General features: G+C 65.1%; 21 protein-coding genes. 6 read left to right on the top strand and 15 right to left on the bottom strand.

The window, feature by feature from the left end; all coding sequences use genetic code 11:
* Window positions 1–11: 11 nt before the first annotated feature.
* The 6 genes from QZS21_RS04900 to QZS21_RS04875 all read right to left on the bottom strand — a co-directional run bounded on the left by QZS21_RS04900 (window position 12) and on the right by QZS21_RS04875 (window position 6,653).
* Window positions 12–1,319: a M18 family aminopeptidase gene (locus tag QZS21_RS04900; RefSeq protein ID WP_295580895.1), complete on the bottom strand. Its 1,308-nt coding sequence runs from the start codon at window positions 1,317–1,319 to the stop codon at window positions 12–14.
* A 72-nt stretch (window positions 1,320–1,391) separates the two neighbouring features.
* Window positions 1,392–2,045: a nucleotidyltransferase domain-containing protein gene (locus tag QZS21_RS04895; protein ID WP_295580893.1), complete on the bottom strand. Its 654-nt coding sequence runs from the start codon at window positions 2,043–2,045 to the stop codon at window positions 1,392–1,394.
* Between the two features lie 153 nt (window positions 2,046–2,198).
* Window positions 2,199–3,146, bottom strand: a complete 948-nt coding sequence (locus QZS21_RS04890; RefSeq protein ID WP_295580891.1) for a 3'-5' exoribonuclease YhaM family protein — start codon at window positions 3,144–3,146, stop codon at window positions 2,199–2,201.
* Between the two features lie 9 nt (window positions 3,147–3,155).
* Window positions 3,156–3,683: an anaerobic ribonucleoside-triphosphate reductase activating protein gene (gene nrdG, locus QZS21_RS04885; RefSeq protein ID WP_295580889.1), complete on the bottom strand. Its 528-nt coding sequence runs from the start codon at window positions 3,681–3,683 to the stop codon at window positions 3,156–3,158.
* 9 nt (window positions 3,684–3,692) lie between these two features.
* The gene (nrdD, locus tag QZS21_RS04880; protein ID WP_295580887.1) at window positions 3,693–5,870 is read right to left on the bottom strand and encodes an anaerobic ribonucleoside-triphosphate reductase; all 2,178 of its coding nucleotides are present in this window, start codon (window positions 5,868–5,870) and stop codon (window positions 3,693–3,695) included.
* A gap of 318 nt (window positions 5,871–6,188) precedes the next feature.
* Entirely contained in the window at window positions 6,189–6,653 is a 465-nt protein-coding gene (locus tag QZS21_RS04875; protein WP_295580885.1) for a helix-turn-helix domain-containing protein, read from the bottom strand.
* A gap of 131 nt (window positions 6,654–6,784) precedes the next feature.
* On the opposite strand from QZS21_RS04875, the gene QZS21_RS04870 reads away from it, so the two are divergent.
* Window positions 6,785–7,690: a TIGR01212 family radical SAM protein gene (locus tag QZS21_RS04870; RefSeq protein WP_295580883.1), complete on the top strand. Its 906-nt coding sequence runs from the start codon at window positions 6,785–6,787 to the stop codon at window positions 7,688–7,690.
* Between the two features lie 111 nt (window positions 7,691–7,801).
* On the top strand, window positions 7,802–7,999 hold the full coding sequence (locus QZS21_RS04865) for an alpha/beta-type small acid-soluble spore protein (protein WP_295580881.1): 198 nt from the start codon (window positions 7,802–7,804) through the stop codon (window positions 7,997–7,999).
* A 50-nt stretch (window positions 8,000–8,049) separates the two neighbouring features.
* Here QZS21_RS04865 and QZS21_RS04860 read toward each other — a convergent pair whose 3' ends face one another.
* Window positions 8,050–8,469, bottom strand: coding sequence for an Rrf2 family transcriptional regulator (locus QZS21_RS04860; protein ID WP_295580879.1), 420 nt, complete (start codon window positions 8,467–8,469; stop codon window positions 8,050–8,052).
* Window positions 8,470–8,622: 153 nt separating this feature from the next.
* Between QZS21_RS04860 and QZS21_RS04855 the strand changes: the two genes are divergently transcribed.
* The 3 genes from QZS21_RS04855 (at window position 8,623) to QZS21_RS04845 (ending at window position 11,496) form a co-directional block, all read left to right on the top strand.
* The gene (locus QZS21_RS04855) at window positions 8,623–9,798 is read left to right on the top strand and encodes an NADP-dependent malic enzyme (RefSeq protein ID WP_295580877.1); all 1,176 of its coding nucleotides are present in this window, start codon (window positions 8,623–8,625) and stop codon (window positions 9,796–9,798) included.
* Between the two features lie 121 nt (window positions 9,799–9,919).
* Window positions 9,920–10,432, top strand: a complete 513-nt coding sequence (locus tag QZS21_RS04850) for an RNA polymerase sigma factor (protein ID WP_295580875.1) — start codon at window positions 9,920–9,922, stop codon at window positions 10,430–10,432.
* Complete coding sequence (locus tag QZS21_RS04845) at window positions 10,429–11,496, top strand: DUF4179 domain-containing protein (protein WP_295580873.1); 1,068 nt, start codon at window positions 10,429–10,431, stop codon at window positions 11,494–11,496. The genes QZS21_RS04850 and QZS21_RS04845 overlap by 4 nt, the downstream gene beginning before the upstream one ends.
* Window positions 11,497–11,542: 46 nt before the next feature.
* Here QZS21_RS04845 and QZS21_RS04840 read toward each other — a convergent pair whose 3' ends face one another.
* The 6 genes from QZS21_RS04840 to QZS21_RS04815 form a co-directional block, all read right to left on the bottom strand.
* A complete protein-coding gene (locus tag QZS21_RS04840; protein ID WP_295580870.1) occupies window positions 11,543–12,907 on the bottom strand; it encodes a permease prefix domain 1-containing protein in 1,365 nt (454 codons plus the stop codon).
* Window positions 12,900–13,238 carry a PadR family transcriptional regulator gene (locus QZS21_RS04835; protein WP_295580868.1) on the bottom strand — a complete coding sequence of 113 codons (339 nt, stop codon included), beginning with the start codon at window positions 13,236–13,238 and terminating at the stop codon, window positions 12,900–12,902. The genes QZS21_RS04840 and QZS21_RS04835 overlap by 8 nt, the downstream gene beginning before the upstream one ends.
* Window positions 13,239–13,344: 106 nt before the next feature.
* Window positions 13,345–14,499, bottom strand: a complete 1,155-nt coding sequence (locus QZS21_RS04830; protein WP_295580866.1) for a mandelate racemase/muconate lactonizing enzyme family protein — start codon at window positions 14,497–14,499, stop codon at window positions 13,345–13,347.
* 13 nt (window positions 14,500–14,512) lie between these two features.
* Window positions 14,513–15,784 (bottom strand): TRAP transporter large permease, encoded by a 1,272-nt coding sequence (locus QZS21_RS04825; protein ID WP_295580918.1) that lies wholly within the window; start codon window positions 15,782–15,784, stop codon window positions 14,513–14,515.
* Window positions 15,784–16,290 carry a TRAP transporter small permease gene (locus QZS21_RS04820; RefSeq protein WP_295580865.1) on the bottom strand — a complete coding sequence of 169 codons (507 nt, stop codon included), beginning with the start codon at window positions 16,288–16,290 and terminating at the stop codon, window positions 15,784–15,786. The genes QZS21_RS04825 and QZS21_RS04820 overlap by 1 nt, the downstream gene beginning before the upstream one ends.
* Before the next feature lie 22 nt (window positions 16,291–16,312).
* Window positions 16,313–17,350 carry a TRAP transporter substrate-binding protein gene (locus tag QZS21_RS04815; protein ID WP_295580864.1) on the bottom strand — a complete coding sequence of 346 codons (1,038 nt, stop codon included), beginning with the start codon at window positions 17,348–17,350 and terminating at the stop codon, window positions 16,313–16,315.
* A gap of 423 nt (window positions 17,351–17,773) precedes the next feature.
* Here QZS21_RS04815 and QZS21_RS04810 point away from each other — a divergent pair, with 423 nt between their 5' ends.
* Window positions 17,774–18,673 (top strand): helix-turn-helix transcriptional regulator, encoded by a 900-nt coding sequence (locus QZS21_RS04810; protein WP_295580862.1) that lies wholly within the window; start codon window positions 17,774–17,776, stop codon window positions 18,671–18,673.
* Between the two features lie 98 nt (window positions 18,674–18,771).
* Here QZS21_RS04810 and QZS21_RS04805 read toward each other — a convergent pair whose 3' ends face one another.
* Window positions 18,772–20,409: an amidohydrolase gene (locus tag QZS21_RS04805; RefSeq protein WP_295580860.1), complete on the bottom strand. Its 1,638-nt coding sequence runs from the start codon at window positions 20,407–20,409 to the stop codon at window positions 18,772–18,774.
* A 53-nt stretch (window positions 20,410–20,462) separates the two neighbouring features.
* A complete protein-coding gene (locus tag QZS21_RS04800) occupies window positions 20,463–21,821 on the bottom strand; it encodes a Na+/H+ antiporter NhaC family protein (protein ID WP_295580858.1) in 1,359 nt (452 codons plus the stop codon).
* Window positions 21,822–21,994: the final 173 nt, after the last annotated feature.

The raw sequence follows: 21,994 nt of genomic DNA, 5'->3' as shown, positions 1-21,994 counted from the left end.
GGTGCTGCGTCCTATTGAAACTCCAGGCTGCCGCCCTCCCGGTACCGGAGGCTGCCGCCGTAGTACCGGGCCATGGCCCTTGCCAGATAGGCGGTGTCCCTGGCCCCCGCCACCTCGTAGCAGCTGTGCATGGCCAGCTGGGGCAGTCCCACGTCCACCGTGGGGACGGAGAGGTGGGCGGTGGAGATGTTGCCCAGGGTGGAGCCGCCGGGCAGGTCCGCCCGGTTGCTGTAGCGCTGCACCGGCACCGCCGCCTCCCGGCAGACCTGGCGGAACAGGGCGTCGGAGAGGGCGTCGGTGGTGTAGCGCTGGTTGGCGTTGTACTTGATGACCACGCCGCCGTTCAGCACCGGGAAGTCCCGCTTGTCCGCGTACTCCGGGTGGGCGGGGTGAACGGCGTGGGCGTTGTCCGCCGACACCAGGAAGCTCTCCGCCACCGCCGCGAGGTGGCCCTCCCGGTCCCTGCCCAGGGCACCGCTGATCCGCTCCAGCGTGTCGGCCAGAAAGGTGGAGTCCGCCCCCTGCCGGGTGCCGCTGCCCACCTCCTCGTTGTTGAACACGCACAGCACCGGCACGCTCTCCCCCTCCTCCGCCGCCAGAAAGCCCCGGAGGCAGGCAAAGACGCACTGGAGATCGTCCAGCCGGGGGGCGGCCACCAGCTCCTCCTCCGTCCCCAGCAGCGTCCCCGGCGTCCGGGGATAGAGAAACAGCTCCGTGGAGAGGAGGTCCTCCTCCCCGACCCCCGCCGTCTCGGCGATCAGGCGGCGGAAGGCCCCCGGCTCCCCCAGGCCGAACAGGGGCAGCAGGTCCACGGCGGGGTCCAGCGCCGTGCCCTTATTCACGTTCCGGTCCATGTGGACGGCCACGCTGGGGATCACCAGCAGATCCCGGTCCACCTGCACCAGCCGGGACGCCAGGTGCGTCCCCTCCCGCACCAGGCACCGGCCCGCTACGGACAGGGGCCGGTCCAGCCAGGAGCGGTAAATCCCGCCGCCGTAGGGCTCCACCGCAAGGCGCACGCTCCCGCCGGGGGAGAGCAGCTCGCCCCCGTCCCGGAGCTTGAAGGTGGGGGAGTCACTGTGCCCAGCCCCAATCAGAAAGCCCCGGGCCGTCCCCCGGGGGACGCGGAAGGCCGCCAGGGTGGAGTCCCCCCGGATGACGAAGTACCGCCCTCCCGCCTCCAGACGCCAGGGCTGAAACTCCCACAGTTGCCGGTAGCCCGCCGCCTCCAGCGCCCTCCTCACATTCTCCACCGCGTGGTAACAGCTAGAGCTGCCGTCCAGAAAGTCCAGCAGCCGCCGGGAAAGGTCCTGTTCCATAGTCTCCTCCGTTTCTCCGCCCGAAGGCGGATAGTCTCTTCGCGGCGCGCTCCGCGCCGGGGAAAGGGCGGCTCAGCTCTGGATCCGGCCCTGCGCCCAGCGGAAGAGCTGCTCGGACATGCGGTCAAACTCCACCGGGCCGCCCCGCTTGAGGGCGAGGAAGGTCTCCATCACCGCCCGTTCCGCACCCTCCGCCACCGCAGGCAGCTCCGCCTGGCGCCCGGGATAGCGCCCCGTCTGCTGAAAGCAAATCGCCTGCACCACAAAGGACGCGGACTTGTACAGCCCCCGCAGCAGCGCCTCGTCCCGCTCATACAGCATATTATGGACGCAGCCGTGGTAGATATTACAGACCCCCAGCCGGATGGCCCGCTCCACGGCGGGGCCGTCAATCCGCGGCAGCAGCGCCGCAAGGCTGCCCTGCACCGGCTTCGTATCATAGTAGAACTGGAAGAGGTCCGACGCCTCCCAGCGCAGCAGCTCCTCCCGCCCCGAGAGGAACCCGCAGATGCGCTCCCGGTGGGGGAGCGTGTCCAGCAGGCGGTGATAGGTCCGGATGTCCGCGCAGGACAGCTCGTCCAGAATCACCACCGGGTCGATGTCGCTGGCCTCGGTGGCCTCGCCGCGCCCATAGCTCCCCTGTAGGCCCACAAAGTAAATCCTGTCGCCGAAGGTCTCCCGCAGCCCCCGCAGAAAGCCGTCCATCCACGTGTGCAGTTCGATCATTTTCTTCCTTCCTCCATGTTCCGCTGCCGAAAGCCCCCGCTTTGCCGCGGGCGTGCCCGGCCTCTCCCCTCTCCAGTTTGCCGTGCCCCAAGGTCTTTGGAGCACCCGGCCCCCGCCGCGGACCAGTCCGCAGCGGGGGCCTTTCCTGTTCCCTCAGGGATGGTGGTAAATTCTTTTCTCCAGGGCGAAAATCCGGCCGCTGAAGGCGCCCTCCGGCACCTCCGCCAGGGTCTCCCGGTAAATCTCCATGCGGCTGTCAATGAGGTCGATACAGGAGAGCAGCTCGCTCTCCGCACACACCGGCCGCACCGCCGCGCCGAAGTCCGGCTCCCCGTGGTGGGAGAGGATCATGTGCTGGAGCAGCACCGACTTCTCCTCCGGCACGCCGGCCTCCTCCGCCGCCCGGGCCACCGCCTGGGCGCCCATCACCAGATGGCCCAGCAACTGGCCCTTCACGGAGTAGTCCGTCACCAGCCCCAGCTCCGAGCAGGTGAACTCCTCCTCCTTGGCAAAGTCGTGGAGCAGCGTCCCCGCCAGCAGCAAATCCCGGTTCACCACGCCGCCGTACTGCCCCGCCAGGAAATCCGCCAGGCGCAGCATGTACACCGTGTGCATCAAAAGGCCCCCCACAAAGCTGTGGTGGACGCTCTTGGCGGCGGGCAGGGTGCGAAGCGCCCCGGCGCGGCGGTCCAGCAGCAGGCGGCACACCGCCCGGTAGTCCCCGTCGGCCATGGAGTCCACCAGCGCCTCCACCTCCCGGAAGGCGGCCTCCAGGTCCACGGGGGCCGTGGGCACCAGGGCGCTCCGGTCCACCGGGTCCCCCGGCTCCGCCAGGCGGATGCGGTCAATGACCAGCTGGAGGCTGCCCCGGTACTCAGACACCGCGCCCCGGACCTTCACCACCTTCCCCTCCTCCGGCGTGGAGACGGGGCCGGCGTAGTCCCAGGCCTTGGCCTCGATGGCGCCGTCCTTGTCGCACAGCACGGCGCTGAGGAAGGGTTTGCCGTTGGCGCTGCTCTTCACCGCGGCGCTTTTCAGGATGTAAAATCCCTCCACCCCGTCGCCGGGGCGCATGTCGGAAATGGGCTTGTTGTATTCCATAGCTTCCTCTCATCTCCGGTCCGGCAGGAACCGCAGGGTTCCCGCCCGCCGGCTTTCATTCAGGTCGATCAGCCGCTGGTTGGCGCTGCCCCGGAAGCGGAGGGAGATGTCCTTCAGCTCCTCCACATACCGGCCGTCCACCAGCACGTCCAGAAGGGACAGCAGCTCCTCCGTCGCCTCGCAGCGGGGATGGCCGCCCCCCGCAGTCAGCTCCTCATAGGTGAAGCCGGAGAAGCCCCAGATGGTCTTTTCCGGATACGCCGCCCGGACCCGGCGGAGGAAGGGCAGCAGCGCCCGCTGGTTCTCCGGCTCGAAGGGCTCGCCCCCCAGCAGCGTCAGGCCGCTGATATAGCCGGGGGCCAGCAGCTCCAGCAGCCGCTCCTCCGTCTCCCCGGTGAAGGGCTGGCCGTAGGCAAAGTCCCAGGTCTGGGGCTGAAAGCAGTTTTTGCAGCGGTTCGTGCAGCCGGAGACGAACAGTGTCACCCGGACGCCCTCGCCGTTGGCGATGTCGCAGTCCTTGATCTCACCGTAGTACATGGCGCGCGCTCACAGGTGCAGAACCCGGTCCCGGATCTCCTGGGTCCGGCCCTGGTTCCAGAACTGGGTGCCGATGTAGCCGCAGGTCCGCCGGGCCACGTTCATCTTGTCCTGGTCCGTGTTGCCGCACTTGGGGCACCGCCAGATCAGCTTGCCGCTCTCCTCCGCGATCTGAATCTCCCCGTCCCAGCCGCAGACCTGGCAGTAGTCGCTCTTGGTGTTCAGCTCGGCGTAGATGATGTTGTCGTAGATGAACTTCATCACCTGGAGCACCGCCTCCAGGTTGTTCTGCATGTCCGGCACCTCCACGTAGCTGATGGCGCCGCCGGGGGACAGGTGCTGGAACTGGGCCTCGAATTTCAGCTTGTCGAAGGCGTTGATGTTCTCCGAGACGTGGACGTGATAGCTGTTGGTGATATAGCCCTTGTCGGTGATGCCCTCGATGACGCCGAACCGGCGCTGGAGGCACTTGGCGAATTTATAGGTGGTGGACTCCAGCGGCGTGCCGTAGAGGGAGAAGTCGATGTTGTGCTCCGCCTTCCAGGCCCGGCAGGCATCGTTCATCCGCTCCATGACGCTGAGGGCAAAGGGGGTGGCGGCGGGGTCCGTGTGGCTCTTGCCGGTCATGTACTTCACGCACTCGTAGAGGCCCGCATAGCCCAGGGAGATGGTGGAGTAGCCGCCGTAGAGCAGCTTGTCGATGGTCTCCCCCTTCTTCAGCCGGGCGCAGGCGCCGTACTGCCACAGAATGGGGGCCACGTCGGAGGGCGTGCCCTTGAGCCGCTGGTGGCGGCACAGCAGCGCCCGGTGGCACAGCTCCAGCCGCTCGTCGAAAATCCGCCAAAACTTCTCCTCGTCCCCGCCGGAGCTGAGGGCCACGTCCGGCAGGTTCAACGTGACCACGCCCTGGTTGAACCGGCCGTAATACTTGGGCCGGTTGGTCTCCGGGTCCACATAGGGGGTGAGGAAGCTGCGGCAGCCCATGCAGGTGTAGCAGTGGCCCTCCCCGTTCTTGTCAATTTTCAGCTCCAGCATCTTCTTTTCGGAGATGTAGTCTGGCACCATGCGGCGGGCGGTGCACTTGGCCGCCAGCCGGGTGAGATACCAGTAGGGGGCATCCTCCCGGATGTTGTCCTCCTCCAGCACGTAGATCAGCTTGGGGAAGGCGGGGGTGATCCACACGCCCTCCTCATTTTTCACGCCCTGGTAGCGCTGCTCCAGCGTCTCCTCGATGATCAGCGCCAGGTCCCGGCGCTCCTGGTCGTCCCGCGCCTCCCCCAGGTACATGAACACGGTGACGAAGGGGGCCTGCCCGTTGGTGGTCAGCAGCGTCAGCACCTGGTACTGGATGGTCTGGACGCCCCGGCGCACCTCGTCCCGCAGGCGGGCCTCCACCAGCTCGGAGAGCTTGTCCGCGCCGATCTCCACGCCGATGGCCACCATCTCCTGCTCCACCACCTTGCGGATCTTCCGCCGGCTCACGTCCACAAACGGGGCCAGGTGGGCCAGGGAGATGGACTGGCCGCCGTACTGGTTGGAGGCCACCTGGGCGATGATCTGGGTGGCGATGTTGCAGGCGGTGGAGAAGCTGTGGGGCCGCTCGATGAGGGTGCCGGTGATGACGGTGCCGTTTTGCAGCATGTCCTCCAGGTTCACCAGATCGCAGTTGTGCATGTGCTGGGCGTAGTAATCCGAGTCGTGAAAGTGGATGATGCCCTCCTTGTGGGCCTCCACAATGTCCTTGGGCAGCAGCAGCCGCTCGCTCAAATCCCGGGAGACCTCGCCGGCCATGTAGTCCCGCTGGGTGGAGTTCACCACCGGATTTTTGTTGGAGTTCTCCTGCTTGGCCTCCTCGTTGCAGCACTCGATGAGGCTCAGAATCTTCTCGTCGGTGGTGTTGCTGCGGCGGACCAGAGAGCGGGTGTAGCGGTAGGTGACGTAGTTCTTCGCCACCTCGTAGGCGCCGTGGGCCATGATCTGGACCTCCACCAGGTCCTGAATCTCCTCCACCGAGGGGGAGCGGTTCATTTTCAGGCAGCTCAGCTCCACAAACTCCGCAATCCGCTGAATCTGCATGGGCGTCATCCGGGCGGACTCCTCCACGCTCCCGTTGGCCTTGGTGATGGCGGAGATGATCTTTTCAATGCCGAAGACAACCTCGGTCCCGTTGCGCTTGATGACTTTCATGCAAATTCCCCCTGTATGTTTTTCTGTGACAGCGCCACAATATATTCGGTTTCATTCCCAGTATAATGCACAAGATGTTGTGCATCAAGTGACATTTGCCACTATCCGCGAAAAAAGCGGCGGCGCCCGCCGGCCACGCGCAAGTCACCATTCTGCCAAACTCCCGCCGGAAAGTCCATAGGGATTTTTCACAGAAAACGCCGGAAATCCGGCCGCTCCCTTGGCCGCGGAAACCTGGGTCTGGCGTTTTTCCGGCGGAGGGGGTACAATCAGCAGAAGAGAGGAGGGAGACCGGCGGTCTCCCTCCCCGGAATGGCCTCAGCGGCGCTCCAGCTCCCGGCGGACGGCTTTTGCCAGCAGCTCCTGCCCCTCGGGGGAGCGGAGGACCTCCGTCACCGTGGCGCGGACCATGTCCTGAAAGGACTTGCTCTTCAGGAAGGCCGCCAGCATCGGGCCGTCCTCCCGCCCGCCGGCGGACTGGGCCACCGTCTGGGGCGCCGCGCTCCGGCGGGGCGCCGGGGCGGGTGCGGGGGCGTCGTCGGAGAAGGACGAGTTCAGCCAATTCTCCATCTGGGTGCGGTCGTCGCTCTCCCCCCGGAGGTAGAACAGCGACACGCCGAAAAAGGACGCCAGCTTCTTCTGCTGGTCCTGGCTGGGCGTCTGACGGCCGGTTTCAAACTTTTCCGCCGCGCTCTTGGGCAGGCCCAGAGCGGCGGACAACGCGGGGCGGCTCAGCCCCTTTTCCGTGCGGAGCGCTTCAATGCGCTGTGCCATTGTGACCATAGGAAAACCTCCTGTGTAAAACGGATATCCTGCGCGGCCCCGGGCCGCGGACAGTTTGCTCAATAGATGGTATTATAGCGCAGAACCCCGGCGGACAAAAGGGGATTTTGAAAAAAAGATGGAGGCGCACCGTGTACTGGAACAGCCTGAACGAGGATTGCAGACGGAGATACGGCGGCAAGGTCTACAAGCTGGCCCTGTCCTCCGGCTGCTCCTGCCCCAACCGGGACGGCACCCTGGGCACCCGGGGCTGCATCTTCTGCGACGGCGCCGGGGCCTTTGCGGAAACGGGCGATATTCCCGCCCAGCTGGCCGCGGCCAAGGCCCGGGTGGCGGCAAAGGCGGGGCCGGACGCCCGCTACGTCGCCTACTTCCAATCCTTCACCAACACCTATGCCCCGGCGGACCGCCTCCGGGCGCTGTACGCCGCCGCCGCGGCGCCGCCGGAGGTGGTGGCGCTGTCCGTGGCCACCCGGCCGGACTGCCTGCCGGAGGAGGTCCTCACCCTCCTGGCGGAGCAAAACCGCGTCAAGCCGGTGTGGGTGGAGCTGGGCCTTCAGACCATCCACCCCGCCTCCGCCGCCTACCTCCGCCGGGGGTACGATCTTCCGGTTTTCGACGAGGCGGTCCGGCGCCTGACGGACATGGGCATCGCCGTGGTGGTCCACCAGATCCTGGGCCTCCCCGGGGAAACCCAGGCGCAGATGGCGGAAACCGCCCGGTATATCGGCGCCTCCGGCGCCTGGGGCGTCAAGTTCCACCTGCTCCATGTCCTCCGGGGCACGGACCTGGCGGCGGACTGGCAGGCGGGCCGCTTCCGCACGCTGGAACTGGAGGCGTATATCGCGGCCCTGGAGGAGTGCCTGCGGAACATCCCCCGGGAGACGGTGGTCCACCGCCTCACCGGCGACGGCGCCAAGCGGGACCTCCTCGCGCCGCTGTGGAGCGGCGACAAAAAGCGGGTGCTGAACGCCATCCGCGCCGCCTTTGTGCGGGACGATGTGGAGCAGGGCAGCGCCCTTGCGCCGCGCTTGTAAAAATTTCCGGCAAAAAGCAAGCATATTCCCCCTCTTTCGAGTCAAACTATGCTCGCGATACCCAGTGAACCCAAACACAAAAAATGATTTGATGAGAAGGAGAACACCATTATGTCTAGCAAGAACAACAACAAGATCAACGTTCCCGAGGCCCGTGCCGCTATGGATAAGTTCAAGATGGAGGCCGCTTCCGAGGTTGGCGTCAACCTGAAGGAAGGCTACAACGGCGACCTGACCTCCCGCGAGGCCGGCTCCGTCGGCGGCCAGATGGTCAAGAAGATGATCGAGTCCTACGAGAAGTCCCTGTAACTTCCCGCTGGAACAAACGGGGGACCGGCTGTGCGCCGGTCCCCCGCATTTTACTGTTTTCGCGCCTGCTCCGCCAGCAGGTCCGCCAGGGTGTAGCGGTCGATATACTCATTCACCACCGCGTAAAGCCCCGTCCAAAAATCCAGGGTGGCGCACTCGCCGCACCGCTGGCACCGGTTCTCCGGCCCCTCCAGGCAGGCCACAGGCGCCAAATTCCCCTCCGTCAGCCGCAGGATGCTCCCCACGGTGTACGCCTCCGGCGCCTTCACCAGGCGGTATCCCCCCTGGGCGCCCCGACCGCTGTGCAGCAGCCCCGCCTTGGAGAGCAGCCCCGCGATCTGCTCCAGATACTTCACGGAGATCTCCTGCCGGGCCGCCGCATCCTTCAAGGAGACGTATCCCTCCCCGTCGTGGGATGCAATATCCATCATCAGCCGCAGGGCGTAGCGCCCCCGGGTTGAAATCTTCATCGTGCCACCCCCTTGTTCTCCTATTTTGCCATAGGAAATCTGGGATTTCAAGTATTTCCCGCCGGGAATTGACACCAGCGGCCTTTTTTTATATAATTGTATCAGTTTCCGGAAGGTGAAAATTCTTCTCAAGAAATGAAAGGAGCACGGTACATGGATTACGCAAAGGAATCCCTGCGTCTGCACTACGAGTGGAAGGGAAAGCTGGAGATGACCCCCCGGGCGGCGGTGGACTCCAAGGAGGCCCTGTCCCTGGCCTACACCCCCGGCGTGGCGCAGCCCTGCCTGGAAATCCAGAAGGACGCCAGCAAGAGCTACGAGCTGACCCGGCGCTGGAACACGGTGGCGGTGGTCACCGACGGCACCGCCGTTCTGGGCCTGGGCGATATCGGCCCCGAGGCGGGCATGCCCGTGATGGAGGGCAAGTGCGTGCTGTTCAAGGCCTTCGGCGGCGTGGACGCCGTGCCCCTGTGCGTGCGCAGCAAAGAGGTGGACGACATTGTGAACACCGTGGCGCTGCTGGCGGGCTCCTTCGGCGGCGTGAATCTGGAGGATATCTCCGCTCCCCGGTGCTTTGAGATCGAGCGGAAGCTGAAGGAGCGGTGCGACATCCCCATCTTCCACGACGACCAGCACGGCACCGCCGTCATCACCTTGGCGGGCCTCACCAACGCGCTGAAGGTGGTGGGCAAGCAGCCCGGGGATGTCCGGGTGGTCATCAACGGCGCCGGCGCGGCAGCCGTGTCCATCACGAAGCTACTGCTGTCCGCCGGTTATCCGGACATCACCCTCTGCGACCGCCACGGCGCCATCTACGCCGGACGGACGGCGGGGATGAACTGGATCAAGGAGGAGATGGCCCAGTGCACCAACCGGGACCGGCGCCCCGGCACCCTGGCGGAGACGCTGGCAGGGGCCGACGTGTTCATCGGCGTGTCCGCCCCCGGGGTGGTCACCACGGAGATGGTCGGGACCATGGCCAAGGACGCGGTGCTCTTTGCCTGCGCCAACCCCACGCCGGAAATCTTCCCCGACGACGCCCGGGCCGGCGGCGCCGCCGTCATCGCCACGGGCCGCAGCGACTATCCCAACCAGATCAACAACGTGCTGGCCTTCCCCGGCATCTTCCGCGGGGCGCTGGACGCCCGGGCCTCCGACATCAACGACGCGATGAAGATCGCCGCCGCCAAGGCCCTGGCGGCGCTGATCTCCGATGAGGAGCTCTCCGCCGACTGCATCATCCCCGCGGCGTTCGACCCCCGGGTGCGGGACGCGGTGGCCGCCGCCGTGAAGCAGGCCGCCTACGACTCCGGCGTGGCCCGCACCTGAAAGCCCCTCCCAACAGGACGGCAGCACTGCCGTCCTGTTTTTTCCTCTTTTCACTCATCGCGGAGTTTTTTTGCACCGTTTCCACCGTTTCCGTCGTATACCAGGTAAAGGAGGTGGCGTTATGACAGACCAGGAGCTGCTGGCCCATTTGAAGCACCGGCCGGAACAGGCCATGGCGGAGCTGATGGACCGCTACGCACCCCTGGCGGCGGCCATTGCGGGCCGTGTCCTGCCGGGCCGGGGGCCGGACATCGAGGAGGTGGCGGCGGACACCATGATCCGCCTGTGGCAGTCCGGCGGAGCGCTGCGGCCGGAGACGCTGCGGGGCTTCGTCATCACCACCGCCCGGAATCTGGCCATCGACCGCTGGCGGATCCTGCGGCGGCGGGCGGAGGTGCCCCTGTTCGACAACGACGCCGGCGACTCCGCCTTTTTGGAGCAGGAGGCCCTGGGCCGGGTGCTGGCGGAGCAGATCCGCGCCCTCTCCCCGCCGGATGGGGAGATCTTCCTCCGCCACTACCTGCTGCTGGAGACGGCGGCGGAGATCGGCCGCCGCTTCGGCCTGACGGAATCCGCCGTCCGCGCTCGGCTCCACCGGATGCGGACCACGCTGCGAGAGGAGGTCCCGCGATGAAGGAATGGTATGAACTGACCAACGAATTGGAGACGGACACGCCGCCTCTGGACGAAATAAGCAGCGCACGCATCCGCGGCCGTGTCCGGTCCGCCCTGCCCCGCCGCAGGCACTGGCGCGTGGCGGCGGCCATCGCGGCGGTGCTGGTCCTCTCCGCCTGCGGCTACGCCGTGGCCACCGGCCAGTTTTCCAGCTGGTTTTGGAACGTAGCCGCCGACCCCCGGGCGCCGGAGGGGTCCGAGGACCTGCTCTCCCGCATGGGCACCGTCATCGACCAGAGCCAGACGGCGGACGGCACCACCGTGACGCTGGAGGGGGCGCTGTGGGACGGGGACTATCTGATGCTGTCCCTGTCCCTCTCCGGCGACAACTCAGACCTCCGGTACTGGTCCTCCGTCTCCACGGAGGACTCCTGGCTCCGCAGCTCCGACGCCCAAATCGAGCGGGAGTTCCGGGAGCAGTATCCCGATCTCACGGACCAGGAGCTTCAAGAATATCTGGAATTTTACCACACCTGGAACCGCTCTATGGACCTCTCCCTGCTCTGGAACCGCCAGGGGGAGACCGACACCTGCTCCCTTCAGATTCAGCGGGAGTACACCGCCCAGGCCGACGAGGCAGAGCTGCATCTCCACCTGGAGAATCTGACCATTCAGGACACCACCCTCCCCGGCCCCTTTGACTTCACCTTCACCGTGGAGCGCAAGCCCCTCCGGGCGGATTACACCGGCGATGCGGTTCTCCAGCCGGAGGAGGGTCCCGCCCTGCGGGTCACCGGCGTCACCGTGACCGCCTTCCAGGTGACGGTGGACTTCGAAACCCTGGAGGCGGTGCCGGAGGACTACACGCTTCCGGTGGCGGGTCCTCTGCGGGACAGCGACGGACAGGAGGTTGGCTCCGCCAGCGGCTACAGAGGGCGGCTGGAGCATCTGGAGGACGGGCGCATCCAGGGCTCTGCCAGCCAGGGCCCCTTCCGCACGGTGGTGGACCCCGCCGCCGTGGAGGCGGTGTGTATCGGCGGCACGTGGCTGGAGCTCTCCCAACTCACCCCGGCAGAATCCTGAACGGCAGAGACCCCGGCAGCGGAAAACCGCTGCCGGGGTCTCTCTCTTATTCCCGCCTGCCCAGGGCGATCACCAGCTCCCCGTCCCGCCAGGAGACCCGGGGCCGCCGGAACACCGGGGGATGCGGCTCCGGGTTCTCCTCCGGAATCCGCTCCTGCCGGAACACGGAGAGGGCCAGTCCGATCAAGGCCATCGTCACCACCGTGTGGAGGTTCCCCACCAGCAGGGGAAAGGACGCGCTGATGAGCACCAGGCCCAGGTTCAGCACCACGCTGCACAGCCCCTGGAGCCCCAGGGTCAGCACCACGGCCACTGCCACCATCCGTCCCAGCTGGTTCTGCTGGCGCAGGGCCTTGACCAGCAGCCACGCCACCAGCGCTCCAAAGGCCGCCAGCAGCAGCAAAAAGGGCAGCCAGCCCAGGGCGTGGATCAGCGTGGTCAGCAGGAAGTCGCTCCCCCCCGCCGGAATCACGTCCCAGTAGCCGTATCCGGCAAAGGTCCCCTCCAGGACGCCCTCGCCCAGCCAGTTGGCGCCCTCCAGGGCGGAGCGGACGGTCAGGGCCTGATAGCCCGCCCCCAGCGGGTCCAGCTCCGGGTGCAGCAGCAGCCGGAACCGCTGGGCCCCGAACCCGCCGAAAAACAGCCCGCCGGCGGCAACCGCCGCCACCCCTGCCGGAAGCAGCATGGAGAGCCGCCGTCCGGCGCCGAACCAGTCCCGCCAGCCCGCCACCTCCAGCAGACACAGGCCGGTCACCGCCAGCACCGCCATGCCCAGCACATACGGCGCCAGCAGTCCGATGCACGCCAGGGGCACGCCGCCCCCGATGGCCGCCAGCAGGCCCTTCACGCCCCTTCCCCGCCAGAGATACACCCAGGCGGCGTACACCACCGGATAGAACAACACCACATACCGGGTGAAGTAGGAGGCGTAGTTCACCCGCGGCGACAGCCACAGGGACAGCAGCCCCGCCGCCAGGGCCGCGACGTACAGCGCCCTGCCGTGGCGGCCCAGGAAGGTGTAGTCCAGAAAATACGCGCCCAGGAACACCGCCGTCCCCTGGAGCAGCGCCAGCACCGTGGGCTCCGGCCGGACGCCCCCATACACCACGCCCCGGGTGAGCCACACCCGCAACAAGCCGCAGGCCAGCGCCAGCAGCCACACAAACGCCAGCAGGCCCCACTGGGGCCGGGGCCGGTGGACCCGGTCCAGCTCCGTGCCCACGGCCACCGGGTCCCCCATCTGCCGCAGGGCCTCCGCCTGGGCGGCCTCCTCGTCCAGCCCCGCCGCCGCGCAATCGTCCCGCTGGTCCATCAGGTGGGTCCGCAGCTCCCGCAGCAGCACCGGCCGGGCCCGCCGCCAGCGAATCTGCTCCCCCGCCGCCGCCAGATACGCTGCAAAACGCTCAGGCAAGACAGGCACCCCCCTCCAGCACCCGGAGCACCGCCCCGGCATAGGCCCGCCACTCCGTCTCCTTCTCCTCCAGCTGCCGCCGGCCGCTGTCCGTCAGGTGGTAGTACCGCCGGGGCCTGGTTTCGGCGGCGGACTCCCAGGCGGTGATGAGCCCCTTTTGCTCCAGACTGTGCAGCAGGGGGTACAGCGTCCCCGCCTTCAGCTCAAAGGTCCTGTCCGACCGGCGGCGGAGCTCCTCAATCATCTGGTAGCCGTACTTGTCCCCGTCTGCCAGCAGCTTCAGCAGCAGCAGCGACGTGCTGCCCGCCAGCAGGGTCTTGTCAATGGACATCCGCAATCCCTCCGTTTGTATCGAGTGTCTATATATTATATCGACATCCGATATATGTCAAGGAAAATCTTCCCCGCCCGCAGCGCGCTGCGGGCGGGGAGAGGTGTCAGCGGACCTCCGCGCGGTAAACGGTGTGCCGGTCCACGGTGTCCATATTCAGCGCCAGGCCCAGGCCCGGGCGGTCTGGAATGGTGTAGCAACCGTCCCGGAAGGGATAGGGCTCCTGGATCAGGTCCTCCCGGAAGGCGCTGGGGTTGATGTCGTATTCCAGCATGTAGTGGCGGCGGGTGGTGGCCATCAGGTGCATGTTGGCGGTCATGCAGATGATGGAGGACCAGGAGTGGGGGGCGAACACCCGCTCCTCCAGGTCGATCAGCGTCATGATCCGGCGCATGTTGGTGGGGCCGCCCACCCGGCACACGTTGGGCTGCACAAAGTACACGCCGGCGTCCATCAGCTCCCGGAAGCCGTAGAGGGAGGACTCGTTCTCCGATCCCGCCAGGGGGATGCGGGTCTGCCGGGCCAGGGTCCGGTAGGACTGGGGGCTGTTGAGCTGGAAGGGCTCCTCCAGAAACTTCACCCCCAGCTCCTCCAGATAGGGCAGGTACGCATAGGCCCGCAGGATGTCCCAGGTGCAGTTGGCGTCCACCATCAAGTCCGTCTCCGGCCCCAGGTGCTCCCGGGCAAAGCGGACCCGGGCGACGTCCTGCTCCAGGGTCAGCGTGGGCTTGCCCACCTTCATCTTGTAGCCCCGGAAGCCCATCCGCTTCGTCAGCTCCAACTCCGCCTCCATGCCCAGCAGCCCGTCGGGGTTCTCCCCGGGCAGGCCGTAGTACATGCCGCCGCTGGCGTAGGCGGGGATCACGCTGTGGTGCCCGCCCCACAGCCGGTAGCAGGGCAGCCCCGCCGCCTTTCCGGCGATGTCCCACAGGGCGATGTCGATGCCGCTGATGGCGTGCATGTGAATGCCCACCCGGCTGTGCTGGATGTGCATGTAATACATCTCGTCCCAGATGGCCTGGATGTCCAGCGGGTCCTTGCCGATGAGGGCGGGGCCCAGCTCTTTCTCCAGCACCGCCACCACGCTGGAAGGCGGGCCGCCGGGGTAGTCCGACTCCCCGATGCCCACGATGCCCGCGTCCGTGGCGATCTGGACCACGATGCAAAAGCGGTTGTTGTACACCTGGTTGGCACTGGCGGAGGACATCCAGAACGCCTGTTGATACTCCATGCAGTGAATGGTCAAGCCTGTGATTTTCAAGCCCGCGCCTCCTTTACATAATGATGGACAGGGGAACCGTGATGACCTGGGGGAAGAAAGACAGCACCAGAATCACCGCCACCTCCGCCGCCATGAAGGGCAGGGCGCCCCGCACAGCCTCGGCGATGCTGATTTTGGAGATGCCGCTGCCCACATAGAGCACGGTGCCCACCGGCGGGGTGATGAGGCCGAAGGTCATGGTGATGATGGAGAGGATGCCGAAGTACTCCAGATTCACCCCCGCCGCCTTCACCAGCGGCAGCATCACCGGCACCAGGATCATGATGATGGGCACAATGTCCAGCACCATGCCGAACAGGATGAACAGCAGCTGGCAGCAGATCACCAGCAGCACCGGGTGGGCCACCAGGCCGTGGAAGGAGCTGACCAGCTCCTTGGAGAGGTTGCTGGCGGTGATGATCCAGGAGACCGTCAGCGAGCCGCCCACGATAAAGAGGACCTTGCCCGTGGAGCGCACGGTGTCCAGCAAAATTCCCGGCAGGTCGCTGGGCCGCAGGCCCTTGTAGACGAACATGCCCACCACCAGCGCGTAGGCGCAGGCGATGGCCCCGGCCTCCGTGGGGGTGAAGATGCCGCCCCGCAGGCCCACAATGATGAACAGGGGCAGGATCAGCGCCGGGATGGCCTGGCGGAAGATGCGCCATTTCTCCGCGGAGGGAATGGTGCTGGGGTCCGCCTGCAGCCCGTCTTTCCGGGCGGTGAAAAACCAGGTGATCATCAGCGCGCAGCCCAGGAGGATGCCCGGAACCAAACCGCCCATGAACATGCGGCTGATGGAGGCGCCGCTGACCACGCCGAAGAGGATGAAGCCGATGCTGGGCGGGATGATGTTGGCGATGATGGCCGAGGAGATGACGATGCCGGTGGACCGGCCCTTGCTGTACCCCCGCTCGCTCATCATGGGGATCAGCACGCCGCCCAGGGCGGCGGTGTCCGCCAGGGCGCTGCCGCTGAGGCCGGCAAAGATCATGCTGGCCAGGATGGACACATAGCCCAGTCCCCCGCGGAAGCGGCCCACCCAGATGTACACCACGTCCACGATCTTCCGGGTGATGCCTCCTTTGTTCATCAGCTCGCCCGCCAGCATGAAGAAGGGCACCGCCAGCAGCGAGAAGCTGTTGATGCCGCCGATGAACTGCTGCACCACCAATTGGGAGGTGAAGAGGCCCTTGGAGGCCATCAGCACCACCGCGCTGACGATCAGCGAGAAGGCCACCGGCACCCCCACCAGCAGCGGGATGAACAGCGAGAGCAGAAACAGCATCAGCACGGCGTGTCCCCCCCTTCCTCCGCACCCAGGTGCAGTCCGCAGTCCTCCAGCAGATGGCCCAGCAGATAGAGCAGGCTGAAAAAGCAGGACGCCAGCATCAGCCCGTAGGGCAGCCAGGAGGGCATTCCCATGGCGGGGGTGGTGTTCTCCCAGTTCAGCAGCATCATCTGCCAGCTTCCCCGGATCAGCACCGCCATCACCGCCAGCATCACCGCGTCCTGCACAATCTGCATCCCCCGCAGCACCGGCTTAGGCGCTGCGTTGGTGAGCAGGTCCACGCAGAAGTGGCCCCGCAGATGGGTCACCTCCAGCACGCCCAGGATGATGACCGCCATCAGCGCGTAGCGGGCGCCCTCCTCGGACCAGGCAAAGCCCGTGCCGAAAACATAGCGCATGATGACGTTCAGGAAGACCAGGGCAAAGGTGACCACCAGTGCCAGCACCGCCAGCCAGGCCGTAACCCGGTCCACCCATTTGAAAACCGTTCGAATCGCTCTCATGATACGCTCCGCTCAGACGCCGTCACGACAGGGCCCGGATGGCCGTCACAATGCCCTCCACCTCGGGGCACTTGGCGTACATATCCGCATACATGGAGGCCGTGGCGTCGATCATCTCCTGCTTGAAGGCCGCGGAGGGCTCATAGACCTCGATGCCGCCCTCCTGGGCCATAAAGTCCAGATCCTCCTGGGCCTGATCCTTGGCGCTGTCCCAAATCCGGGCGGCGGTCTCGTCGATCACCCCGTCCAGAATGCCCTGGAGCTCACTGTCCAGAGAGTTGTAGAAATCGCTGCCCACGCACAGGAACAGGCAGGTGAACACGTGGTTGGAGACCATCAGGTAATCCTGAATCTCATACCAGCCCTGGGTGCGGATGGTGGAGGGGGGATTCTCCTGTCCGTCGATGACCTTCTGCTCCAGGGCGGAAAAGACCTCCGTCATCGCCATGGGGGTGACGGCGCAGCCCAGGCAGTTGCCGATGTTCACCATGACCTCCAGGTTGGGCATCCGCAATTTCAGCCCCTTCATGTCCGCCAGGCTCTCCACCTTGCGGTTCAGGGTCATCACCCGGAAGCCGTCGGGGACGATGCCGTTGACGGTGAAGCCCAGGGACCCCACGTCGCCGATGAGCTGCTGGCCATAGTCCCCCTCGTACAGCGCCTGGCGGGCCTGGTCGAAGTCGCTGAAGAGGAAGGGGAGCTGGAAGGTGGCCACGGAGGGAATCCGGTCCTGGAAAATGGTGCCCACCACGCCCATCTCATAGGTGTTGTTCCGAAGCCCCTCATAAATCTGCTCCTCGGTAGCCAGCGTGGAGTTGGGGTACAGCTCCACCAGCAGCCGGCCGCCGGAGCGGCTCTCCAGCTCCGTCTTGAAGAAGTTCTCCAGGGTGTCCGTCAGGGGATGGCCCTCGGAATAGCAGTGGGGCAGCTTGATGGTGATGGGGTCGGCGGCAGGCGCCGCCGCAGAGCCGCCCTCCGCCGGGGCCGCTTCCTTCCCGCCGCAGGCGGCCAGGGAGAGAGCCATCGCCAGAGCCAGCAACAGCGCGCACATTCTTTTCATATCATTTCCTCCATTCCTGATCTCGACGCATCCACGTCTCCAAAGCGGTCACAATCACGAAAATCTCCGGAATGCCCCCGGGTGATTGCTACAATTTAACTATAACAGTCCACCCCGGTCAGGGTCAATCGCGGGCACGGTCACAAAAGGAACAATTTCAGACATTTTTTTCGCCGCCGCCTTGCGCCCGCGGCGGGAAATTGATATGATGAAAACAGCCGGTTTTCCCGTTCAACCGGGAAAAGTTCCCCAATTTTTTTCTGAAATCCCCCGTTTTACAAGTTTTTTCCGGGAAGTTTTCCCGCCCGCCCCGGTCCCCTCCCCCGACCGCGGACACAGTCCGGGCCTCCGGAGGGACGCCCCAGAATCGGACAATTTGCTCCCCCCGCCGGCAACGCCGCTTTGGAAAGGAGGACCGCCGCCGTGCAGCAGAAGATCAGCACTGCCATTTTGAACAGCAACCAGCCCCTGAACCGGCAGATCATCCGCATCGACGACCCCCATATGCGCCTCCACGTCTACTGGATTTTCCTGCGCTCCGGCCGCAGCGACATTCTGCTCTCCGAGCGGAACAAACACTCCTTTTACGAGCTGCAGCTCATGCTGGAGGGCTATATCCGCCAGAGTGCGGAGGTGGGCGGCTCCCTCCAGCTCTACACCGTGGAGCAGGGAAACTTCATGATCGTGCCGCCCAACCACTACCACCAGGTGATTGAGGCCTCCCAGACCGGCATCCGCTTTAGCGTGGCCTTTCAGATTGAGAGCACGGACCCCTATGTGCTCTCGGCGCTGGAGGAAATCCGCCGGATCGCCGTCTTCCCCGCCCCGGAGGCGGCGGACACCTATGTGGAGCTGATGCTGGCGGCGTCCCGGGGCGGCTCCCCCTGGGCCGCTCGGGAGATCTCCAATCTGCTGCAATGCCTGCTCCTCCGGCTGATGAACTCCGTGCTGCCCGAAGGCGGCCCCATCGCCCAGCGGGACATCAAGCCCGGCCGGGCCGCCCAGATGATGGCGGAGATCCAAACCTACATCGCCGACCACATCGGCGACGGCATCACGGTGGAGGACGTGGCCGCCAGCCTGAACCGCAGCTCCCGGCAGCTCAACCGCATCTGCCGCAGCCAGTCCGGAAAAACCCTGAACCAGCTCATCGGCGCGGAGAAGCTGAACTTCATCAAGGAGCTCATCGGCACCTCCACCCTCTCCTTCGCGGAGATTGCCGCCATGTCCGGCTTTTCCAGCGAGTACGCCCTGAACCGGTTTTTCAAGTATGCGGAGGGCTACACCCTGGGCCAGTACCGGCGGCTGGCCACCCTCTCGTGATCACTCCCCCGGCCCGGGCGGGACACGCCCTCCCACCCGCAAAGAGGAGCGGGACTGCAAAAGCAGTCCCGCTCCTCTTTGCGGCAGACGGCGCCCCGTTACGGCAGCCGGCCGTGGCAGATCTTTCCATCGACCATGGTGAGCTCCACCTTGGTCTTCAGAATATCGCTGGGGTCGATCCCAAACAGGTTCTGGTCCAGCACGATGATATCGGCCTTTTTCCCAGCCTCCAGGGAACCCGTCTCCTCCTCCCGGTAGTCCAGATAGGCCGAGCCGATGGTATAGGCCTTGAGCACCACCGGCAGGGGCAGACGCTGCTCCGGAATCCAGCCGTCCGCCGGCTGGTCGTTGCCGAAGCGGCGGGTCACCCCGCGGTATACGCCCAGCATGGGGTTGTAGATGACGGCGGGGCTGTCGGACCCGGCGGCCAGCCTTGCGCCGCTCTCCCAGAGGGAGCGGTAGTTGAAGCAGTACTTCTCCCGCTCCGGCCCCACCTTCTTGGGGTATACGTTGTCCGCGGCGGTGTCGCACCCCAGCGTGCAGTGGGCGGGGTGGATGTCCGCAATGACCTCCAGCTCGCGGAACCGGGGGATGTCCTCGGGGTGGATGCACTCGATATGGGCGATGGCGAACCGGGCGCCCTGGTTTCCGCCGCTCTCGCGGCACGCCTCCGCAATATTGAGACACGCTTTTACCGCGCCGTCCCCAATGCAGTGGACCCGGATGCGGAAGCCCTCCGCATTGGCCCGCAGCATCTGCGCCTTCATGTCCTCATAGTCCACCGGCAGCAGATTGCAGGTCTCGGGCATGTCGTGGTAGGGCTCGCACATCTCGGCGGTGTTGCTCATGATGGAGCCGTCGTACATGAACTTGAGGGTGGTGTACTTGAGATAGGGGTCGGTATACTTCTCCTGCAGCTCATGCACGATGCGCCAGTCCCCCTTCAGCAAACTGGCATACAGCCCCAGGGAGAACTTGAGGGTCAGGCCGCCCTCGGCGCGGATTTCCTCCAGAATGCGGAGCGGGTCCGTGTAATCAAAGGCCATGTCGCTGACGCTGGTGACACCCCAGCCGTTCAGCCGCTCGATCATCATCTTGACCCAGTTCTTTGCGAAGTCCCCGTAGTTGAGCAGGGCCGCCGTGGTCATGGCGCTGACGTAGTGCTGGCCGTACTCGTCCACGTAGCCGGTGAGCTCCCCCTGCTCGTCCCTGAAGTACTTGCCGCCCTTGGGGTCCGGCGTGTCCCGGTTGAGGTGGAACAGCTCCAGCGCCTTGGAGTTGAGCCAGCAGCCGTGCCCCTCAATCCGCTGAATCACCACGGGCCGGTCGGGGATCAGCCGGTCCAGGGAGGCTTTGGTGGGGTAGACGTAGGGCCACCGGGCCGGGTCGTAGTCATAGCCCATCACCACGGGCATGTCCGCCGGCAGGGTCTTGGCATACGCATAGACCATCTGCGCCGCCTCCTCCTCCGATCGGGAGGAGATAAGGTTCACGCCGTTGTCAATCTGCATGGTAAAGAACAGGTGCCCGTGGGAGTCGATGAAGCCGGGCATGATCATCCGGTCGCCGTAGTCCGCCACCCGGGTGTCCGGCCCCACGTACTGGGCGTACGCCTCGCCCTCGCCCACGGCCAGAATGGTGTCTCCCGCCACTGCGACAAACCCGGCAAAGGGCTCGTCTCTCACCGAGTCGAAAATATGGTTGCTCTTCAAAATAACCGTTGCAGTCTGTGCCATTTGCAATTCCTCCTTTGATTGGCCCGGCGGCCAGGATGATTGGGTGCGATGGACTAGACGATAAAGCCGAACACCAGATACAGCAGCGCGGAAAGCACCACCGGGATCACCGCCAGCGGCGTGACCGTCTCCGCGTAGTCGATGGTCTGGATATCCGTTGCAGAGGAGGCCATGATCACGGCATCCACATAGAAGCACACATGGCTGGAGAAGACCGTGCCGGAGACCACCGCCGCGCTGGTGAGGAAGGGGTTGGTCCCCAGGGCGAAGGCCAGCGGCAGCACGATGGGAAACAGGATGGCGGCCGTCTGCCAGAGAGAGCCGGTGGCATAGGTGATGAAGCAGGCGATGGCAAAGGTGATGACCGGCAGCAAAGAGGGGTTGAGGTAGGGCTGCACCGTCTCAATCACAAAGTTTGCAAGGCCCAGGCGCTCGTTGGCTTTCAGCAGGGTGAAGCAGATCAGCACCAGAATGGTGATGAACACCATGCTCTCCACGCCCTTCACGATGCAGTCGCCGAATTCGCTGGGCTTCATCAGCTTTTGGGGCAGGTACATGACGGCGCAGACCGCGATGCAGGCGAAGGCCGCCACAATCACGTCGCCGTTGATGATGGTGACCGCCACCAGCACCATGATGGGCAGGATAAAGTTGATGGCGCGGGGATTCTCCGGGACGTTGGCGGTCAGGTCCGCGGACTGGCCCTCCGCCTTTTGATGGTAGCTGGCGGGGAAGACGTCGCCGCCCTGTGCCCGCAGCTCCGCCTTTTTCATGGGCCCGTACAGGGGCAGGACCTTGAAGATGGTGAGCAGCACGCAGATCAGTGCGCACCAGGGATAAAACATGTAGGGAATGGACTGGATGTAGGCGCTCATGGCGCTGCCGTTGACCACCAACCCCTCCGCCTCGTCCAGCTGGGTCATGTAGACGCCCCAGGTGGAGATGGGGATCAGCACGCACACTGCCGCGCCGGTGGTGTTGATGACGTAGGCCAAAAACTCCCGGGAGATCTTGAACTTGTCCGTGACGTTGCGCATGGAGACGCCGATGGCCAGGTTGTTCAAATAGTCGTCCACAAAGATGACAACGCCCAAAAAGAAGGTGACCAGCAGCGATTTGGTGCGTGAATTTGCCAGCTTGGTGCCAATGTTGGAAAACCCGATGGCGCCGCCCGACCGCTCGAACAGCGCGATGATGATGCCGAAGACCGCCAGCAGCAGAATGAACCACACCTGCTCCGCGATGACCTCCTGCAAGGCAGCGTACCAGGCAAAGAAAAAGTTCCCCTTCTCCAGGATGATGAAGCCCAGCAGGCTTCCGAAAATGAAGCTCTCCAGCGTCCGTTTGGTGGTCAGCGCGAGAATGATGACCACCGCCATGGGAAGCAAGGAAATGATACCGTAGTGATCCATAACTACCTCCTATTCATTTGTTTGCTCTCGTTGTCGTCCGTTTCCGATGCGCGTCTCCCTCCCCTGTCGATCGAACTGGGCGGCCCCGCCGCCGCATTGTGACTCCATATCAAAAATACCGGTATCTTTTGAAGGCAGTATCATACAGTTCCGCAAAAAAGGTGCAAAAACCT

This window comes from uncultured Oscillibacter sp. (genome assembly GCF_900544955.1).
Classification (GTDB): Bacteria; Bacillota; Clostridia; order Oscillospirales; family Oscillospiraceae; genus Oscillibacter.
Note: the sequence above shows the minus strand (reverse complement) of the source record. Positions and strands in the feature narration are given on the sequence as shown.

Bases quoted from the DNA above. Each gene is read 5' to 3' on its own strand.
- QZS21_RS04820 (WP_295580865.1), bottom strand. From the start codon at position 16,290: ATGAGAGCGATTCGAACGGTTTTCAAATGGGTGGACCGGGTTACGGCC.
- QZS21_RS04860 (WP_295580879.1), bottom strand. From the start codon at position 8,469: ATGAAGATTTCAACCCGGGGGCGCTACGCCCTGCGGCTGATGATGGAT.
- nrdG (WP_295580889.1), bottom strand. From the start codon at position 3,683: ATGTACTACGGTGAGATCAAGGACTGCGACATCGCCAACGGCGAGGGC.
- QZS21_RS04805 (WP_295580860.1), bottom strand. From the start codon at position 20,409: ATGGCACAGACTGCAACGGTTATTTTGAAGAGCAACCATATTTTCGAC.
- QZS21_RS04855 (WP_295580877.1), top strand. From the start codon at position 8,623: ATGGATTACGCAAAGGAATCCCTGCGTCTGCACTACGAGTGGAAGGGA.
- QZS21_RS04875 (WP_295580885.1), bottom strand. From the start codon at position 6,653: ATGGTCACAATGGCACAGCGCATTGAAGCGCTCCGCACGGAAAAGGGG.
- nrdD (WP_295580887.1), bottom strand. From the start codon at position 5,870: ATGAAAGTCATCAAGCGCAACGGGACCGAGGTTGTCTTCGGCATTGAA.
- QZS21_RS04835 (WP_295580868.1), bottom strand. From the start codon at position 13,238: ATGTCCATTGACAAGACCCTGCTGGCGGGCAGCACGTCGCTGCTGCTG.
- QZS21_RS04890 (WP_295580891.1), bottom strand. From the start codon at position 3,146: ATGGAATACAACAAGCCCATTTCCGACATGCGCCCCGGCGACGGGGTG.
- QZS21_RS04825 (WP_295580918.1), bottom strand. From the start codon at position 15,784: ATGCTGTTTCTGCTCTCGCTGTTCATCCCGCTGCTGGTGGGGGTGCCG.
- QZS21_RS04895 (WP_295580893.1), bottom strand. From the start codon at position 2,045: ATGATCGAACTGCACACGTGGATGGACGGCTTTCTGCGGGGGCTGCGG.
- QZS21_RS04900 (WP_295580895.1), bottom strand. From the start codon at position 1,319: ATGGAACAGGACCTTTCCCGGCGGCTGCTGGACTTTCTGGACGGCAGC.
- QZS21_RS04815 (WP_295580864.1), bottom strand. From the start codon at position 17,350: ATGAAAAGAATGTGCGCGCTGTTGCTGGCTCTGGCGATGGCTCTCTCC.
- QZS21_RS04850 (WP_295580875.1), top strand. From the start codon at position 9,920: ATGACAGACCAGGAGCTGCTGGCCCATTTGAAGCACCGGCCGGAACAG.
- QZS21_RS04800 (WP_295580858.1), bottom strand. From the start codon at position 21,821: ATGGATCACTACGGTATCATTTCCTTGCTTCCCATGGCGGTGGTCATC.
- QZS21_RS04845 (WP_295580873.1), top strand. From the start codon at position 10,429: ATGAAGGAATGGTATGAACTGACCAACGAATTGGAGACGGACACGCCG.
- QZS21_RS04865 (WP_295580881.1), top strand. From the start codon at position 7,802: ATGTCTAGCAAGAACAACAACAAGATCAACGTTCCCGAGGCCCGTGCC.